We start from the raw sequence: 15,805 nt of genomic DNA on the forward strand, positions 1-15,805 counted from the left end.
CCTCCACGACTCAGGAACCTCCACGGCGGGAGCGGATCAGCAGCCACATCAGGTACGGCGCGCCGACCAGCCCGGTCACCACGCCGACCGGCAGCTCGGTGGGCGCCAGCAGCCGACGGGCCAGCAGGTCGGCCAGCACGACGACCAGCGCGCCGGTGAGCGCCGAGCAGAACAGCGGGATCTGCGCCGAGCGGGCCAGCCGGACGGCGATCTGCGGGGCCATCAGCGCGACGAAGTCCACCGGCCCGGCCGCGCCCGCCGCGCAGGAGGCGAGCACGACGCCGAGCAGCGCCATGCCCAGCCGGATCCGGTTCAGCCGCAGCCCGAGGCCGACGGCGGTGGCGTCGTCGAAGGAGATCGAGCGCTGCGCCCGGGCCGCCCACAGCGCCACCGGCACGGCGGCCAGCAGCACCCAGGCGAGCCAGCCGGCCTGGTCGTAGCCGGAGCCGTTCAGACTGCCGGTCATCCACACCTTGGCGGCCTGCGCCTGGAAGCCGTCGCCCTTGGTGAGGAACACCGAGGTCAGCGAGGAGAGCGCGACCGAGATGCCGATGCCGATCAGCACGAAGCGCTGGGCGTGCAGCCCGCGCCGCCAGGCCAGCAGATAGACCAGCAGGCCCGCCACCAGCCCTCCCGCGACGGCCGCGTACGGCACCTGGCCGGTGAAGCCGACCACGCCGTAGGCCAGCAGGCCGACCACGGTCGCGGTGGCGCCCCAGGAGACGCCGACCACGTCCGGACTGGCCAGCGGATTGCGGGCGACGGTCTGGATCAGTGCCCCGGCCAGCCCGAGCGCGGTGCCCACCAGCAGGCCGACCACCACCCGGGGCAGCCGGAACTCGCCGACCACCAGCTCGTGCGGGCTCGGCTGCCCGAACACCACCTTCAGCACCTCGCCGGGCGCCACGGTGGACTCGCCCAGGCAGAGCGAGGCGACGACGGCGGCGGCCAGCGCCACCAGCAGGCCGAGCGCGGCCCAGGCCGAGCGCCGGTGCAGCAGGAAGGAGACGCGCCGGGCGCGCACCACGGTGTAGCCGCGCAGCGGGACCGTCGGGGCCGTCATGCCGCCACCACCTTCCGGCGCCGCACCAGGGCGACCAGCACCGGCACGCCGACCAGCGCGGTCATCACCCCGGCCGGCACCTCGGAGGGCGGGAACAGCACCCGGCCGAGGGTGTCGGCGAGCAGCAGCAGCGCCGGGCCGAGAACGGCGGACAGCGCGAGCACCCAGCGGTGGTCGGCGCCGGCCACCGCGCGGGCGGCGTGCGGCACGGCGAGGCCGACGAAGGCGACCGGTCCGGCCGCCGCGACCGCCGAGCCGGTCAGCACGGTGGCGCCGAGCGCGCCGACGGCCCGCACCAGCCCGGTCTTGGCGCCGAGCCCCTTGGCGGTGTCGTCGCCGAGCGCCAGCGCGTCCAGCCCGCGCGCCACCGCGAACACCAGCACCGTGCCGACCGCCAGGAACGGCAGCAGCTGCCAGGCGACGTCCGCGGTGCGGCCGGAGAGCGAGCCGACGTGCCAGAACCGGAACTGGTCCATGGCGGCCGCGTCGGTGGTGAGCACCAGGGTGTTGAGCGAGGCGATGAACGCGGACACCGCCGAGCCGGCCAGCGCCAGCTTCACCGGCGTCGCCCCGCCCCGGCCGCGCCCGGCCAGCCCGTACACCACCACGGTGGCGATCACGGCGCCGGCGAAGCCGAACCAGACGTACCCGGTGAGCGTGGAGATCCCGAACGCGGAGATCGCCAGCACCACACCGGCCGCCGCGCCCTGGCTGACGCCGAGGATGCCGGGGTCGGCGATCGGGTTGCGGGTGATGCCCTGCATGACGGTGCCGGCCATGCCGAGCGCCGCGCCGACCGCGAGGCCGACGACCGTACGGGGCACCCGCAGCTCGCGGATCACGACGGCGTTGGTGGAGTCCCCGCCGTGCAGCAGGGCGTCGACGGTGTCGCCGAACGGGATGTTCCGGCTGCCGACCGCGAGGCTCAGCAGCACCGCGGCGGCCAGCACGGCCAGCGCGGCGGCGAGCCACAGGATGCGGCGGCGCAGCAGGCGGGCTCTGCCGGGCGCGGTGGTGTCGGTCATGGCTCTCTCTCGCAGATAGCTCAGGCAAACCTAAGTTCCGCGCCGAAGCCTGGGCAAATCGTTCCTCCTGGTCGGCCGGGTCCGTTGGGTAGCCTGGCGGCATGCCTGCGACCTCGGACGCCCCGCTCACCGTCGGTTTCGACCTCGACATGACGCTGCTGGACACCCGGCCCGGCATCCGGGCCACCTACCTGGCGCTGTCGGCCGAGACCGGGACCGCCATCGACGCCGACCTGGTGGTGACCCGGCTCGGGCCGCCTCTCCTCGACGAGCTGCGCAACTGGTTCCCGGAGGGGCGGGTGGAGGCGGTCGCGCACCGCTACCGCACGCTGTACCGGGACCACGCCTTCGCGCCGACCGTCCCGCTGCCCGGCGCGCACGCCGCCCTGGACGCGGTCCGGGCGCACGGCGGCCGGGTCGCGGTGATCACCGGCAAGTACGAGCCGAACGCCCGCCTCCACCTGGAGCACGCGGGCCTGCGGGCGGACGCGGTGGCCGGCGACCTCTGGGCGGAGACCAAGGGCGACGCGCTGCGCGAGCACGGCGCGACCGTCTACGTGGGCGACCACCTCGGTGACATCCGGGGCGCCCGACACGCGGGCGCCGTCGCGGTGGCGGTGGCCACCGGCCCGTACGGCGCCGCGGAGCTGCGGGCGGCGGGCGCGGACGTGGTGCTGGCCGACCTCACCGGCTTCCCGGCCTGGCTGGCCGGGCACCTCGCCGCGGGCGAATAGGCGCGTCGTCCGGGCATCGGGGCGCCTGACGCGGACGCCCGGCCGGGCGTCCGCGTCAGGCGCCCGTGTCAGGCGTTCGCGCGGATCCGGCGGCGCTGGGCCCGTGCGGAGAGCAGCAGGCCGGTGAGGGCGAGCAGGAAGCCCAGCGGCATCAGCATGCTCAGCCAGTACGCGGCGGTGGGCAGCGGCGTCAGGTGCAGGAACAGCGGGACGAAGGTGACGAGCGTGGCGAGCGCGCCGAGCCCGAAGACGATCGCTCCGGCCTTGACGTAGGCGTCGCCGCGGTCGGCGCTCTGGCTGCTCACGGGGCTTGCTCCTCTGCGGCGGGGACGGCGGGTTCGGCTGCCGTCCCAGTCTCGCAGAGGGCGCCGGGGCCCGTTCCCGCGCGGTGCCGCACGGGGAGCCGGCGGGCGCTTCGCCGACGAGCGGCCCCGTCACGTTGCGCAGTTTTCCGGGCGCTGGGAGTTTTGATCCCTGCTGGGCGGGGGTATGCAGGCTGTGCCGAGGGGTGCGATCAGTGCGCCCCGTTTCTCTCCGACCGGGGGTGCGTGCCTGTGGACAGCGCCGAGCCGCGCCCCGGCCAGGCCGGCCCCGGGTCGCTGGCGGCCGTCGGAGCTCCGTACGGATCTTGTGCGGAACGCGGATGAGACAGTGACGGACCGTTAGTCTGCTCCTTACAGCGTGCTGACCGCGCGTGCCCCACGGGCGTGTCCCCCCGGGCCGGCCCGCTCTCCCACCACCCAGTGATCCCCGGCCAGGTCCGGGATCCCTCACACCCACATCGAGGACTGTTCGAGATGCCCACCGGCCAGGTCAAGTGGTTCAACGAGACGAAGGGCTTCGGCTTCCTGTCGCGCGACGACGGCGGCGACGTCTTCGTCCACACCAAGGCGCTGCCCGCCGGGATCACGTCGCTGAAGCCGGGCCAGCGGGTCGAGTTCGGCGTGGTCGCCGGACACCGCGGCGACCAGGCGATGCAGGTCCAGCTGCTGGAGGCGCTGCCGTCGGTGGCCGCCGCCCAGCGCAAGAGCCCGGACGACATGGCGGCGCTCGTCCAGGACCTCATCACGATGATGGACGCCGTGCTGCCGGGGCTGCAGCACGGCCGCTACCCGGCCAAGCCGGCCGGGCAGAAGCTCGCCGTGCTGCTGCGCGGGGTGGCCGACCAGTTCGACGTGTAGCGCTCCCCGGCGGGGGCTCAGAAGTCCAGCGCACCCGGGCCGAGCGGCGGCACCAGGCCCTCCGCGGCGGCCCGGGTGAGCAGCGCGCGCACGGCCGCGTGCCCCTCCTCGCCGAGGTCCGCGGTGAACTCGTTCACGTACAGGGCGATGTGCTGGTCCGCGACGTCCGGGTCCATCTCCTGGGCGTGCTCCAGCACGTACCCGCGACTGGCCTCCGGGTCGTCCCAGGCCTGCCGCACGGAGCCGCGGATCGCCTCGGTGAGTGCCCGCAGCCGCTCCGCGCCCAGTGAGCGCCGGGCGATGATCGCGCCCAGCGGGATCGGCAGGCCGGTCTCCCGCTCCCAGGCCTCGCCCATGTCGGCGAGGCAGCGCAGGCCGTAGTTCCGGTAGGTGAACCGGGCCTCGTGGATGACCAGGCCGGCGTCCACCCGGCCGTCCCGGACGGCGGGCATGATCTCGTGGAACGGCAGCACCACGATCTCGCCCAGGCCGCCGGGCACCGCGCCCGCCGCCCAGAGCCGGAACAGCAGGTAGGCGGTGGACCGCTCGGAGGGGACGGCCACGGTCTTCCCGCTCAGGTCGTCGCCGTTCTCCGGGCGGGTCAGCACCAGCGGTCCGCAGCCGCGGCCGAGCGCGCCGCCGCAGGGCAGCAGGGTGTACTCGTCCAGCACCCACGGCAGGGCGGCGTAGCTGACCTTGAGGACGTCCAGCTCGCCGCGCTCGGCCAGGCCGTTGGTGACGTCGATGTCGGCGAAGGTGACCTCGGGGGCCTCCGCGCCCGGGACCAGGCCGTGCGACCAGGCGTGGAAGACGAAGGTGTCGTTCGGGCAGGGCGAGTACGCGATGCTCAGCCGTTCAGCCACGGCCGGCCTCCTTCACTAGCGCGGGGTGGGGCAGGAGGGCGAAGGCGCGCTCCAGTGCGGCCAGCGCCTCGCCGATCCGCCAGGCGGACCGGTCGCGCGGGCCCACGGCGTTGGAGACGGTCCGCAGCTCGAAGGACGGCACGCCGTGCCGGGCGGCGGCCTCGGCGACCCCGAAGCCCTCCATCGCCTCGGCCACCGCGTCGGGGTGGCGGGCGGTCAGGGCGGCGGCGCGGGCGGCGCTGCCGGTCACCGTGGAGACGGTGAGCACCGTCCCGGCGACCGCGCCCAGGGCTTCGGCGGCCAGCGCCGCGGCGGCCGGCGCCGGGGTGTGCCGGACGGTCCCGAAGCCCAGCTCGGTGACGTCGGCGAAGCCCTCGGGGGTCTCGGCGCCCAGATCGGCGGCGACGATCCCGGTGGCGACCACGGTCGCGCCGACCGGCGCCCGGGGGGCGAAGCCGCCGGCGATCCCGGCCGAGAGCACCAGGTCGTAGCGGGCGGCGGTGAGCGCGGTGGCCGCGGCGGCGGCCGCCGCCCCCGGGCCGACCCCGCCGGCCAGCACGTCCACCGTCACGCCCGAGGGGTGCGCGACCCGGTCCAGCGCGCCGCCCGGCAGCGCCACCCGCTCCGGAGCGGCCGGGGAGGCCTGCGGGTCGGCGCCCAGGCCGCGCAGCACGGCCTCGGCCTCGGCCGGCACCGCGACGACGACGAGCAGCCGGGCCCGCGCGGGGTCCGACCGATCGTCGGGGAGTCGTACCGTCACCGCAGGACCGTCAGCTGTCCTGGGTGTTCAGCTGGAAGTACCACACGCCGTAGATCGAGTCCGGCGCCTTCGGGTCGGTCTCGACCACGGTGATCAGGGTCTTGCCGGAGGCGTTGAGCGCCTTGCTCGCCGGAACGGAGCCCGAGAAGGTGGCGTTGCGCGCCGCCGAGGCCAGGATGAACCGGCCGCCCTGGCCCTGCTGGCCGCCGTTGGTGTTGGCCCACCAGCCGCGGTCCGCGACCTCGGGGCTGACGCCGATGGCGATCCGGTCGCTGGCGACCACGTCGGACGAGGGGAGGCTGCCGTCCTCCAGGGCCTTGCCGGCCTTGTCCTGGCACTCCTCCTGCTGCTGGTCGGTCAGCGGCTTGCCCTCGTTGAAGCAGAACGGGTCGTGGGCCTGCGACGAGTTGCCCACCACCAGGGTGGCGCGGTGGTCGCTGATCTCGGTCTGGTTCGACGCGTAGGCGATGGACCCGCCGACCGTGCCGGCGGCGATGACGACGACGGCGCCGAGGCCGGCGACTGCGCGGGTGCTGAGGCTCATGCGTCAGAGGCTACCGGGCTTTCGCGATCACGCTACGCGGGGGTCGGCACCGTGTTGCCCCCGGAACAGCCCGTCCTAGGCGACCCGGGGCGCGGCCGCGCGGTGGCGCACCCCCACCCGCACCAGCGAGCGGAGCGTCCAGAGCAGCACCGCGCCGACCACGGCGGCGGCCACCGACAGGCCCAGCGCACCGTTCAGCGGCAGCAGGATGCCGACCGCGCCGCCCGCCACCCAGGACAACTGGAGCGCCGTCTCCGAGCGGGCGAAGGCGGAGGTGCGCACCGATTCGGGGACGTCCCGCTGGATCAGCGCGTCCAGCGACAGCTTCCCCAGCGAGGCCGCCATCCCGGCCGTCCCGGCGACCGCCACCACCGTCACCGTGCCGTACCAGAGCGCGGCGGCGGCCGTCGCGCAGCCGGCCAGCAGCAGCATCGCGGTGACCGTCACCTCCGGGCTGCGCGGGCGCAGCCAGGAACCGAGCACCGAGCCGAGCGCGTTGCCCGTCCCGGCGGCCAGCGCCACCAGGCCGAGTGCGAGGGTCGGCCGCAGGCCGCCGACCGGCTCCTCGCGGAGCAGGAACGCCAGGAACAGCACCAGGAAGCCGACCAGCCAGCGCATCGCCGCCATCGCGCGCAGCGCCAGGATCACCGACGGGCCGACGGTGCGCAGCGAGGCCCTGGGCCGCTGCCCGGCGGGCGCCGACTCGGCGGACCCGGTGTCTCCGGACCCGGTGTCGCCGCGGCCGTGCAGCACGCCGTGGTGGTGGCCCGGGGGGTGCTCCTCGGCGTGCAGCACGGCGCGCTGCTCGCCCTTGGCGGAGTCCACCGTGTGCGGCAGGTGGAAGGCCATCAGGGTGCCCGCCACGAACACCAGGAAGGCGCCGCGCAGCGGCCAGCCGGGCCCGAGGAGGTGGAGCAGTCCGCCGACGCCGGCCGCGACCATGGTGGCCAGCAGCCCGGCCAGGGTCACCCGGGAGTTCGCCTTCACCAGGGAGAGCCGGCTGGGCAGCAGCCGGGGCACCACGACGCTGCGCACCACCCCGTACGCCTTGGAGGCGACCAGCACGCCGAGCGCCTCCGGGTAGAGCGCCAGCCCGCCGCCGGCCACCACGCCGGCCATCGTCCAGGCGAGCACCGCGCGGGCCAGCATCGAGATCGCCATCGCGGCCCGGCGGCCGTGCGGCAGGCGGTCCAGCAGCGGGCCGATCACCGGGGCCAGCAGGGCGAACGGCGCCATGGTGACCAGCAGGTAGAGCGCCACCCGGCCGCGGGCCTCGCCGGTGGGCACCGAGAAGAAGATGGTGGAGGCCAGCGCCACGGTGATCAGCATGTCGCCGAAGGAGTTCAGCGCGTGCAGCTCGATGAGCTTGGCCAGGCCGGACTCGCCGGCGCCCTCGGCGGCGGTGGCCCGGCGGATCCGGCGGCCGGTGCCGTGCACCACCTTGCCTGTGCGGGAGCCGGCCGCGGAGGCGGTGCGGACCAGGAAGTGCCGGCGGGGGCCGTCCTCCTCCGCCTCGGCGGCGTCCTCCCCGTCGACCGGCTCGGCGGCGTCGGCGGGTGCGGCCGCACCGGTCGTCCCGGGCGCTTCCGCGGGGTCGTCGGCGGGCAGTGGCGAGGGATCCACCGACCGCGGTTCGTCCGCGGCGTGGACCGGAGGCTGCTGTCGCGGCACGGCGTTCGCCTCGTCGGGGCTGCCGGCCTGCGAGGCGCGCAGTGCGTGCTGCGACGGGTTCTCGTCCGCCACATGCCCATCCTGCCCCAGAATCGTGACGACAACGCGGGATTCCGCTCCGCGCCGCGCGTACGACGTCCGGCGTTCCGCTTCAGGACCTCCCGGAGCCACTCCGGACGCCCCGGACTGTGCCGGGTGGCCGACCGGCGGGTAGCCTGCCCAGGGTCCGCCCGACGGCCCGACCGGCGCCGGCGGACCTGACGAGCGGCGCGGCCGGTATCCGCGGCGGCCCGCGGTCGCGCAGAATGGACGAGGGACACCGAGCCGCGACGGAACAGGCAACTCGCCGTGGGCGACAGAAGAACTGGGAGAGAATCGACGCCGTGAGTGCTGCGATGCGAAGCCGTACCCCTGATCGGCTCTGTGCCGAGGCCGTCGAACTCGCCCGCCAGGCCGCCGAGGACGCCGTCGGCGCCGAGACCGTCGGAGCGCACCTGGGTGTCCAGGCCGAGGCCGACCGTGTCGTGACCCACACCTTCGAGTGCCTGGACGCGGCCTACCGCGGCTGGCACTGGGCGGTCACCGTGGCCCGCGCCCCGCGCGCCAAGAACGTGACGCTCGACGAGGTCGTGCTGCTGCCCGGCGCCGACGCGATCCTGGCCCCGCAGTGGGTGCCGTGGAGCGAGCGGCTGCGCCCGGGCGACATGGGCCCCGGGGACCTGCTCCCCACCGACGCCGACGATCCGCGCCTGGAGCCGGGCTGGACCGGCGAGGACGAGCCCGCGCCGAACTCCGCGGTGGCCCAGGCCGCACAGGAGGACGTCCTGGTCTCGGACCCGGACATCCAGCCGGCGCCGGTGCGCGCCCAGATCGGCGCGGTCGCCGACGAGCTGGGCATGGGCCGCAGCCGGGTGCTCTCCCGGCTCGGCATGCACCTGGCCGCCGACCGCTGGGAGAAGGCGCACGGCCCGCAGACGCCGATGGCGCAGTCCGCCCCGGCCTCCTGCGCCAGCTGCGGCTTCCTGATCCCGATCGGCGGCACGCTCGGCCAGGCCTTCGGCGTCTGCGGCAACGAGTTCGGCCCGGCCGACGGCCAGATCGTCTCCTTCGCGTACGGCTGCGGCGGGCACTCCGAGGCGGCCGTCATCCCGGCCCCGCCGGCGCCCGCCGAGCTGATCCTGGACGAGCTGGTGGTCGAGCCGCTGCCGCTGCACCCGGACCGGCTCTCCGGCTCGGTGGAGCCGGACGCGCCCACCGAGGAGCTCGGCCACTCCTGAGCACCGCCGTGCGCCGCCGGCCCGTTCCACCCCGTGGGGCGGGCCGGCGCCGTTCGCCGCCCCCGTGCGGGCGTGCCGCCGCCGGGGGCGTGTCCGGGGCAGTCCTTCCGGCAAGGAAGAATGCCCTTCGTAGGGCACAACAGGGCGGCGGAAGGCGGCAGGTCCAGTGGAACCTCGGATCATCGGCAGCGGCACGGACGAGCACCTCGCGGACCCCTTCGGCAGCGCCGAACTGCGCCGCCGGGTGCTGGACGCCTGGGCCGCCTCCCCGGCCCGGTTCCGGGAGGACGCCAACGCCGAGGAGGAACTCGCCCTCGGCGGCTACCGCGACCGGCTGGTGGTCGAGCTGGCGCAGAACGCCGCCGACGCCGCCGTGCGCGCCGGGCACGGCCCGGGCCGGCTGCGGCTGACCCTCGCGGACGGCGTGCTGGCCGCCGCGAACACCGGCGCGCCGCTGGACGCCGCCGCCGTCGAGTCGCTGTCCACCCTGCGCGCCTCCTCCAAGCGCGGCGAGCACGACACCACGGTCGGCCGGTTCGGCGTCGGCTTCGCCGCCGTCCTCGCGGTCACCGACGAGCCCGCCGTGCTCGGCTCGGCCGGCGGCGTGCGCTGGTCGCTCGCGGAGGCCCGGGCCCTGGCCGGGGGCCAGAGCGGGCTCGCCGAGGAGCTGCGTCGCCGAGACGGCCACGTCCCGCTGCTGCGCCTGCCGTTCGCCGCCGAGGGCCCGGCGCCGGAGGGCTACGACACGGTGGTGGTGCTGCCGCTGCGCGACGCCGCCGCCGAGGACCTCACCCGCCGGCTGCTGGCCGGCATCGACGACGCGCTGCTGCTCACCCTGCCCGGCCTGGCCGAGGTGGTGGTGGAGACCTCGGACGGCACCCGCACGCTGACCCGCTCGGCCGCCGAGCCGCGCCCCGACGGCGTCACCGAGGTGACGGTCACCGACGACGCCGGCGCCGGGCTGCGGCGCACCGTCTGGCAGACCGCCGGCGCGGCCGGCGCGCTCGCCGCCGACCTGCTCGCCGACCGGCCCACCGAGGAGCGCGCCCGCCCCTACTGGACGGTGACCTGGGCGGTGCCGGTCTCCGACGAGGGCACCCCGCAGCGGCCCGCGATCGCCCCGGTGCTGCACGCGCCCACCCCCAGCGACGAGCCGCTCGGCCTGCCCGCGCTGCTGATCGCCTCCTACCCGCTGGACTCCACCCGCCGGCACGTCGCCCCCGGCCCGCTCGCCGACTTCCTCACCGAGCGCGCCGCCGACGCCTACGCCGACCTGCTGCGCGCCCGCGGCGGCGACCTCGGCTCGCTCGGCCTGGTGCCGGGACCGCTCGGCCAGGGCGCGCTGGACAACGCGCTGCGCGCCGCCGTGCTCTCCCGGCTGCCCGGCACGCCGTTCCTGCCGCACCCGGCGCCGGTCGAGGAGGGCACGCCCGCGCTGCGGCCCCGGGACGCCACGCTGCTGGAGGGCGCGGACGGCTCGGTGGTCGAGGCGCTGGCGCCGATCTTCCCCGGCCTGCTGCCGGCCGGCCTGGAGCGCCGCACCGAGCTGCGGGTGCTGAACGTGCGGCGGGTCCCGCTCGCCGAGGTGGTCGACCAGCTCGGCGGCCTGGACCGGGAGCCGGCCTGGTGGCGCAACCTGTACGCGGCGCTCGGCGGTGCCGACCCGGAGGCGCTCGGCGCGCTGCCGGTGCCGCTCGCCGACGGGCGGACGGTGACCGGCCCGCGCCGGGTCCTGCTGCCCTCCGACGACGCCGACTGGGCCGCCTTCCCCGGCTACCCCGAGTCGCTGGCCGGCGCGCTCGCCGTGCTCGACCTGCGCCTCGCCCACCCGGAGGCCGCCCACCCGCTGCTGGCCCGGCTCGGCGCCGGCGCGGCCACCCCGGCCGGGGTGCTGGACACGCCCGAGGTGCGGGCCGCCGTCGCCCGCTCCTACGAGCTGGCCGAGGACGACCCGGACGCCGCCGCCGACCTCGCCGAGGCGGTGCTGGCGCTCGTCAAGGCGGCCGCCCCGGCGCCCGGCGAGCACCCCTGGCTGGCCCGGCTGGCCCTGCTCGACGACGAGGGCGAGCCCGCCCGCGCCGGTGAGCTGCTGCTCCCGGACAGCCCGCTCGCCGCGCTGGCCCGCGAGGACGACGCCGCCTGGGTGGACGACGAGCTGCTGGAGCGCTGGGGTCCCGAGGTGCTCGCCGCCGCCGGCGTGCCGGCCGAGTTCGTGCTGGTCCGCGCCGAGGACGTGGTGCTCGACCCGGACGACCTGGACCGGCTCGACCCCACCGCGCCCGCCGACCGGGCGGCCGGCGGCCACCCGACCGGGCTGATCGACGAGGCGCCGGACGGCCTGGCCGACTGGGCCGAGGACGCGCTGGAGGCGCTGCACGCCGACGACGGGGACACCGTGGGCGTCCCACCGGTCGCCGCCGAGCTGCTCGCCGTCCGCGACCTCGACCTGGTGGACGACGACGCCTGGCCGCAGGCGCTGGCCGCGCTGGCCCGCCCGCCGTACCGGGACGCCGTCGTCACCCCCGTCCGCACGCTGCTGCCCGACGGCACCTACGCCGACCTGCCGCCGTACACCGCCTGGTGGCTGCGCGACCACCCGGTGCTGGACGGCCGCGAGCCCGCCGGGCTGCGCGCGGCCGGCGCCGACCCGCTGCTGCGGGGCCTGTACGACGAGGCCCGCACCACCCTGGACGAGCAGTTCCTGCACGCGCTGGGGGTGCGCACCACGCTGGCCGCGCTGCTCGCCGAGCCGCACGGGCCGGACGAGGTGCTGGACCGGCTCACCGACCCGGTCGCCGAGGTCGGGCACCGCCAGCTGCACGGCATCCACAGCGCGCTGGCGCGGGTCGACGCGGAGCGGATCGAGCCGCTGGACGTGGTGCGGGCGGTGCCGCCGATGGACCGCGCCACCGGCCGCCGCCCCGACCGCACCGTCGTGGTGGACGCCGCCGAGGCCGTCGTCGCGGACGCCCCCGACCTGGTGGAGCTGCTGCACGACCACCCGCTGCTGCCGGTCGCCCCGGCGCTCGCCGCCGACCTCGCCGAGCGGCTGCACGTCTCGCTGGCCAGCGAGGTGGCCGGCGGACGGGTGCTCTCCCAGGGCGCCCTGCACCGGGTGCCGGCCGTGGTGCGGGAGCTGCTGCCCGGCTGCCCGGTCGCGTACGAGGAGCACGAGGAGCTGCTGGTGGTCGGCCCGGACGGCGAGGAGGCCGCCGTGGACTGGCGCTGGGACGCCGCGGCCGCCACCCCGGAGGCGCCGTACGACCCGGAGTCGGCCGAGGAGGCGGACGAGGACGACGAGTTCGAGGTGCCGCCGGTGCCCGGGCTGCTGCACGCGGCCACGCCGGAGGGGCTGGCCGCCGGGCTGGCCTGGTCGGTCGGGCAGTGGCACCGCCGGTTCGAGGTGCTGGCCGCGCTCAGCGAGCCGGACCGCGCCTACGAGCTGTCCGCCGCCCGCGACTTCGAGGGCTGAGCCGCCGGGCTCCGGTGCCCGCCCCTCTCAGGAGCGGGTGCCGGAGCGGGTCCGGCCGCGGGCGATCATCCGCAGGTAGAGCGCGAGGGTGGTCACCACCCAGACGGCGGTCAGCACGGCGGCCACCGCCGTGGTCAGCCGCGGCCCGGGGTGGATCCCGGCGAGCGCGCCGACCCCCGCCATCGCCAGGGCCAGCAGCCCGGTGGCCAGCAACCCGCCCAGGAAGGCCACGAAGGCCTCCAGCTCCCCGCCCCTGCGTGCCATGCCGCCCCCGCGATCGCGCTGCTTCGTGGGTCAATCATCGGTCCGGCGGCGCATGATCCGCCAGACCACCTCCAGCACCACCCCGGCGACCAGCGCGATGCCGACGCCGACCCACGGGTCCCGGGTGCCGGTCAGCGAGAGCTGGAAGAAGTCGGAGAGCCACGGCACGGTCAGCACCAGGGCGAACGCCCCGCCCATCGTCCCGATCAGCAGCAGCCGCCACCAGTTGTACGGGCGGGCCACGATCGCCAGCACCCAGATCGCGACCAGGAAGAGCGTCAGGGTGGCCACGCTGGTGTCCGACTCCAGGTCGGTGGCGTGGTCGGCCCGGGCCAGCGCGTACGCGGTGAAGGTGGCCGTCCCCGCGATGACGCCGCCCGGGATCGCCAGCCGCAGCACCCGGCGCACGAAGCCGGTGCGGGCGCGCTCGTTGTTGGGCGCGAGCGCCAGGAAGAAGGCCGGCACGCCGATCGTCAGGGTGGACAGCACGGTGGAGTGCCGGGGCAGGAACGGGTACGGCGAGTGGGTGAAGATCACCAGCAGCGCCAGCAGCACCGAGTAGACCGTCTTGACCAGGAACAGCCCGGCCACCCGCTCGATGTTGCCGATCACCCGGCGGCCCTCGGCGACCACCGAGGGCATCACCGCGAAGGAGTTGTTCAGCAGCACGATCTGGGCGACCGCCTTGGTCGCGTCGCTGCCGCTGCCCATCGCCACGCCGATGTCCGCGTCCTTGAGCGCCAGCACGTCGTTGACGCCGTCGCCGGTCATCGCCACGGTGCGCCCGCGCGACTGCAGCGCGCCGACCAGCTGGCGCTTCTGCTGCGGGGTGACCCGGCCGAAGACGCTGGTGCGCTCGGCGGTGTCGGCGAAGGCCTGCGGCTCGGCGGGCAGGGTGCGGGCGTCCACCGGGTGGTCGGCGCCGGACAGCCCGAGGTGGGCCGCGACCGCGCCGACCGAGACGGCCGCGTCGCCCGAGATCACCTTCGCCTCGACCCGCTGGCCCTCGAAGTAGCGCAGGGTCTCGGCGGCGTCCTCGCGCAGCCGCTGCTGGAGCACCACCAGGGCGAGCGGGCGCAGCCCGGCGGCCGGGTCCGGGGCGTCCAGCGGGACCGGCGTGCGGCCCAGCAGCAGCACCCGCAGGCCCTGGGCGCCCAGCTCGTCCACCTCGGCCAGCGCCGGGTGGCCGGACGGCAGCAGCACGTCGGGGGCGCCGAGCAGCCAGCTCGCCTCGTCGCCGCGGGGTTCCAGCAGCTGTACGCCGCTCCACTTGCGGGCGGAGGAGAACGGCATCGCCTCGATCACCCGCCAGCCGTCGCGCCGCTCGCCGCTGCCGTCGCCGTAGGCGTCGATGACGGCCTGCATCGACGGGTTGGGGCGGGCGTCGGCGCCGGCCATCACGCCGAGCGCCTGCCGGACGGTCTCCTTGCGGGCGCCGTTGTCCCCGAGGGCGTCGGCGTCCGGCCCGCCGCCCTCGTCGGCGCCGATGATCCGCAGGTCGACGACGTCCATGCCGCCCTCGGTGAGGGTGCCGGTCTTGTCCAGGCAGACCGTGTCCACCCGGGCCAGCCCCTCGATCGCGGGCAGCTCCTGCACCAGGCACTGCTTGCGGCCCAGCCGGACCACGCCGATCGCGAAGGCCACCGAGGTCAGCAGCACCAGGCCCTCGGGCACCATCGGCACGATCCCGGCGATCATCCGGCGGACGGCCTCGCGCCAGTCCCGGCCCTCCACCGCCAGCTGGCTGATGATCAGACCGATCGCGGTCGGGACCAGCAGCCAGGTGATGAACCGAAGGATGCTGTCGATGCCCGAGCGCAGCTCCGACTTCACCAGGGTGAACCGGCTCGCCTCCTCGGCGAGCTGCGCCGCGTACGCCTCCCGGCCGACCTTGGTGGCGGTGAACGCGCCGGCGCCGGCCACCACGAAGCTGCCGGACATCACCGGGTCGCCGGGGTGCTTGAGCACCGGGTCCGGCTCGCCGGTGAGCAGCGACTCGTCGATCTCCAGGCCGTCCGCCTCGGTGACCTCGCCGTCGACGATCACCTTGTCGCCGATGCCGAGCAGCACGGTGTCGTCCAGCACGATCTCGCCGACCGCGACCTGTTGGGCGGCGCCGTCCCGGCGCACCTGGGGGCGGGCCTCGCCGATCAGTGCGAGGCTGTCCAGGGTCTTCTTGGCGCGCAGCTCCTGGATGATGCCGATCGCCGTGTTGGCGACGATGACCAGGCCGAACAGGCCGTCCTGGAGCGGGCCGACGACCAGGATGATCGCGAACATCACGCCGATGATCGCGTTGAACCGGGTGAAGACGTTGGCCCGGACGATCTCCCGGGTGGAGCGGCTGGAGCGGACCGGGACGTCGTTGACCTCGCCGCGGGCGACCCGTTCGGCCACCTCGGCCGCGGTCAGCCCGCCGACCCGCCCGGGCAGCAGGCCGAGCGGGTGGGCGCCGTCCGGCTGGTCACCTCTGGGCTGTTCCTCGGCTGGCTGCGCGGGCTGCGTCATGGCACCGACTCTACGGGCGCCCCATGTCCGGTGCGTGCTACTAAAGGACCATTCAGTCCGACCGGGTGGCCGGGTTCCCCGCGTCCGTTCCGGCGGTGGCGGCCCGGCTTCGCGCGATGGCGTCCCGGCGGGCCCGGCAGTACCAGAGCCCGATCAGCCCGAGTCCGCCGCCGGCCAGGCAGATCCACGGCCAGCTGCCGTGGCCGTGGTCGGAGAGGGTGCCCCAGAACGGGAGCAGGACGACGAACGCCGCGAACCAGAGCACCGTGCCGCCGCCGACGATCGCGACGTCGTTGGCCTCCAGCGGCGGGGGCGAGGGGTGCAGTGGCGTCTTGGGCATGGGCCCTAGGGTACGGTGCGGCCGCACGTCCGATCGATTCTGCGCGGGGCCTGTCCGCGCGCGTTACCTGGGTTATTCGTTCTACGCGCGAAGATAGCGTACG

At 76.0% G+C, this 15,805-nt stretch carries 14 protein-coding genes; 4 read left to right on the forward strand and 10 right to left on the reverse strand.

Annotated elements, in window-relative coordinates; genetic code table 11:
* Nucleotides 1-10: 10 nt before the first annotated feature.
* Nucleotides 11-1,063, reverse strand: coding sequence for a FecCD family ABC transporter permease (locus tag ACFVFS_RS10125; RefSeq protein WP_380622191.1), 1,053 nt, complete (start codon nt 1,061-1,063; stop codon nt 11-13).
* Entirely contained in the window at nt 1,060-2,088 is a 1,029-nt protein-coding gene (locus tag ACFVFS_RS10130; protein WP_380622193.1) for a FecCD family ABC transporter permease, read from the reverse strand. Before ACFVFS_RS10130 ends, ACFVFS_RS10125 begins: the two co-directional genes overlap by 4 nt.
* A 101-nt stretch (nt 2,089-2,189) precedes the next feature.
* On the opposite strand from ACFVFS_RS10130, the gene ACFVFS_RS10135 reads away from it, so the two are divergent.
* Nucleotides 2,190-2,822: an HAD family hydrolase gene (locus ACFVFS_RS10135; RefSeq protein ID WP_380622195.1), complete on the forward strand. Its 633-nt coding sequence runs from the start codon at nt 2,190-2,192 to the stop codon at nt 2,820-2,822.
* Nucleotides 2,823-2,890: 68 nt separating this feature from the next.
* Here the strand turns inward: ACFVFS_RS10135 and ACFVFS_RS10140 are convergent, their stop codons facing one another.
* On the reverse strand, nt 2,891-3,127 hold the full coding sequence (locus ACFVFS_RS10140) for a hypothetical protein (protein ID WP_380622197.1): 237 nt from the start codon (nt 3,125-3,127) through the stop codon (nt 2,891-2,893).
* Nucleotides 3,128-3,619: 492 nt separating this feature from the next.
* Here ACFVFS_RS10140 and ACFVFS_RS10145 point away from each other — a divergent pair, with 492 nt between their 5' ends.
* Nucleotides 3,620-4,003 carry a cold-shock protein gene (locus ACFVFS_RS10145; RefSeq protein WP_380622200.1) on the forward strand — a complete coding sequence of 128 codons (384 nt, stop codon included), beginning with the start codon at nt 3,620-3,622 and terminating at the stop codon, nt 4,001-4,003.
* A 17-nt stretch (nt 4,004-4,020) separates the two neighbouring features.
* Here the strand turns inward: ACFVFS_RS10145 and ACFVFS_RS10150 are convergent, their stop codons facing one another.
* From ACFVFS_RS10150 to ACFVFS_RS10165, 4 genes are all read right to left on the reverse strand, one after another.
* The gene (locus tag ACFVFS_RS10150) at nt 4,021-4,866 is read right to left on the reverse strand and encodes a 1,4-dihydroxy-6-naphthoate synthase (protein WP_380622202.1); all 846 of its coding nucleotides are present in this window, start codon (nt 4,864-4,866) and stop codon (nt 4,021-4,023) included.
* Nucleotides 4,859-5,626: a futalosine hydrolase gene (locus ACFVFS_RS10155; protein ID WP_380622204.1), complete on the reverse strand. Its 768-nt coding sequence runs from the start codon at nt 5,624-5,626 to the stop codon at nt 4,859-4,861. Before ACFVFS_RS10155 ends, ACFVFS_RS10150 begins: the two co-directional genes overlap by 8 nt.
* 10 nt (nt 5,627-5,636) lie before the next feature.
* Nucleotides 5,637-6,170 (reverse strand): hypothetical protein, encoded by a 534-nt coding sequence (locus tag ACFVFS_RS10160; protein ID WP_380622206.1) that lies wholly within the window; start codon nt 6,168-6,170, stop codon nt 5,637-5,639.
* 75 nt (nt 6,171-6,245) lie between these two features.
* Complete coding sequence (locus tag ACFVFS_RS10165; protein ID WP_380622363.1) at nt 6,246-7,652, reverse strand: MFS transporter; 1,407 nt, start codon at nt 7,650-7,652, stop codon at nt 6,246-6,248.
* A 584-nt stretch (nt 7,653-8,236) separates the two neighbouring features.
* Here ACFVFS_RS10165 and ACFVFS_RS10170 point away from each other — a divergent pair.
* Both ACFVFS_RS10170 and ACFVFS_RS10175 read left to right on the forward strand, forming a co-directional pair.
* The gene (locus ACFVFS_RS10170) at nt 8,237-9,118 is read left to right on the forward strand and encodes a DUF3027 domain-containing protein (protein WP_380622208.1); all 882 of its coding nucleotides are present in this window, start codon (nt 8,237-8,239) and stop codon (nt 9,116-9,118) included.
* A gap of 166 nt (nt 9,119-9,284) precedes the next feature.
* Nucleotides 9,285-12,590: a sacsin N-terminal ATP-binding-like domain-containing protein gene (locus ACFVFS_RS10175; RefSeq protein ID WP_380622210.1), complete on the forward strand. Its 3,306-nt coding sequence runs from the start codon at nt 9,285-9,287 to the stop codon at nt 12,588-12,590.
* 27 nt (nt 12,591-12,617) lie between these two features.
* On the opposite strand, the gene ACFVFS_RS10180 is transcribed toward ACFVFS_RS10175, so the two are convergent.
* Genes ACFVFS_RS10180 through ACFVFS_RS10190 form a run of 3 tightly spaced genes read right to left on the reverse strand, consistent with a single transcriptional unit; the run spans nt 12,618 to nt 15,702 of the window.
* Nucleotides 12,618-12,854 carry a hypothetical protein gene (locus ACFVFS_RS10180; RefSeq protein WP_380622212.1) on the reverse strand — a complete coding sequence of 79 codons (237 nt, stop codon included), beginning with the start codon at nt 12,852-12,854 and terminating at the stop codon, nt 12,618-12,620.
* Nucleotides 12,855-12,884: 30 nt separating this feature from the next.
* Nucleotides 12,885-15,362, reverse strand: a complete 2,478-nt coding sequence (locus tag ACFVFS_RS10185; protein WP_380622214.1) for an HAD-IC family P-type ATPase — start codon at nt 15,360-15,362, stop codon at nt 12,885-12,887.
* Between the two features lie 52 nt (nt 15,363-15,414).
* Entirely contained in the window at nt 15,415-15,702 is a 288-nt protein-coding gene (locus ACFVFS_RS10190) for a DUF2530 domain-containing protein (RefSeq protein ID WP_380622216.1), read from the reverse strand.
* Between the last annotated feature and the right edge of the window lie 103 nt (nt 15,703-15,805).

The organism is Kitasatospora sp. NPDC057692, from assembly GCF_042799475.1.
Lineage (GTDB): Bacteria > Actinomycetota > Actinomycetes > Streptomycetales > Streptomycetaceae > Kitasatospora.

Coding starts and splice junctions, on each gene's coding strand:
- ACFVFS_RS10125 (WP_380622191.1), bottom strand. CDS start 1,063: ATGACGGCCCCGACGGTCCCGCTGCGCGGCTACACCGTGGTGCGCGCC.
- ACFVFS_RS10130 (WP_380622193.1), bottom strand. CDS start 2,088: ATGACCGACACCACCGCGCCCGGCAGAGCCCGCCTGCTGCGCCGCCGC.
- ACFVFS_RS10135 (WP_380622195.1), top strand. CDS start 2,190: ATGCCTGCGACCTCGGACGCCCCGCTCACCGTCGGTTTCGACCTCGAC.
- ACFVFS_RS10145 (WP_380622200.1), top strand. CDS start 3,620: ATGCCCACCGGCCAGGTCAAGTGGTTCAACGAGACGAAGGGCTTCGGC.
- ACFVFS_RS10160 (WP_380622206.1), bottom strand. CDS start 6,170: ATGAGCCTCAGCACCCGCGCAGTCGCCGGCCTCGGCGCCGTCGTCGTC.
- ACFVFS_RS10170 (WP_380622208.1), top strand. CDS start 8,237: ATGCGAAGCCGTACCCCTGATCGGCTCTGTGCCGAGGCCGTCGAACTC.
- ACFVFS_RS10180 (WP_380622212.1), bottom strand. CDS start 12,854: ATGGCACGCAGGGGCGGGGAGCTGGAGGCCTTCGTGGCCTTCCTGGGC.
- ACFVFS_RS10185 (WP_380622214.1), bottom strand. CDS start 15,362: ATGACGCAGCCCGCGCAGCCAGCCGAGGAACAGCCCAGAGGTGACCAG.
- ACFVFS_RS10190 (WP_380622216.1), bottom strand. CDS start 15,702: ATGCCCAAGACGCCACTGCACCCCTCGCCCCCGCCGCTGGAGGCCAAC.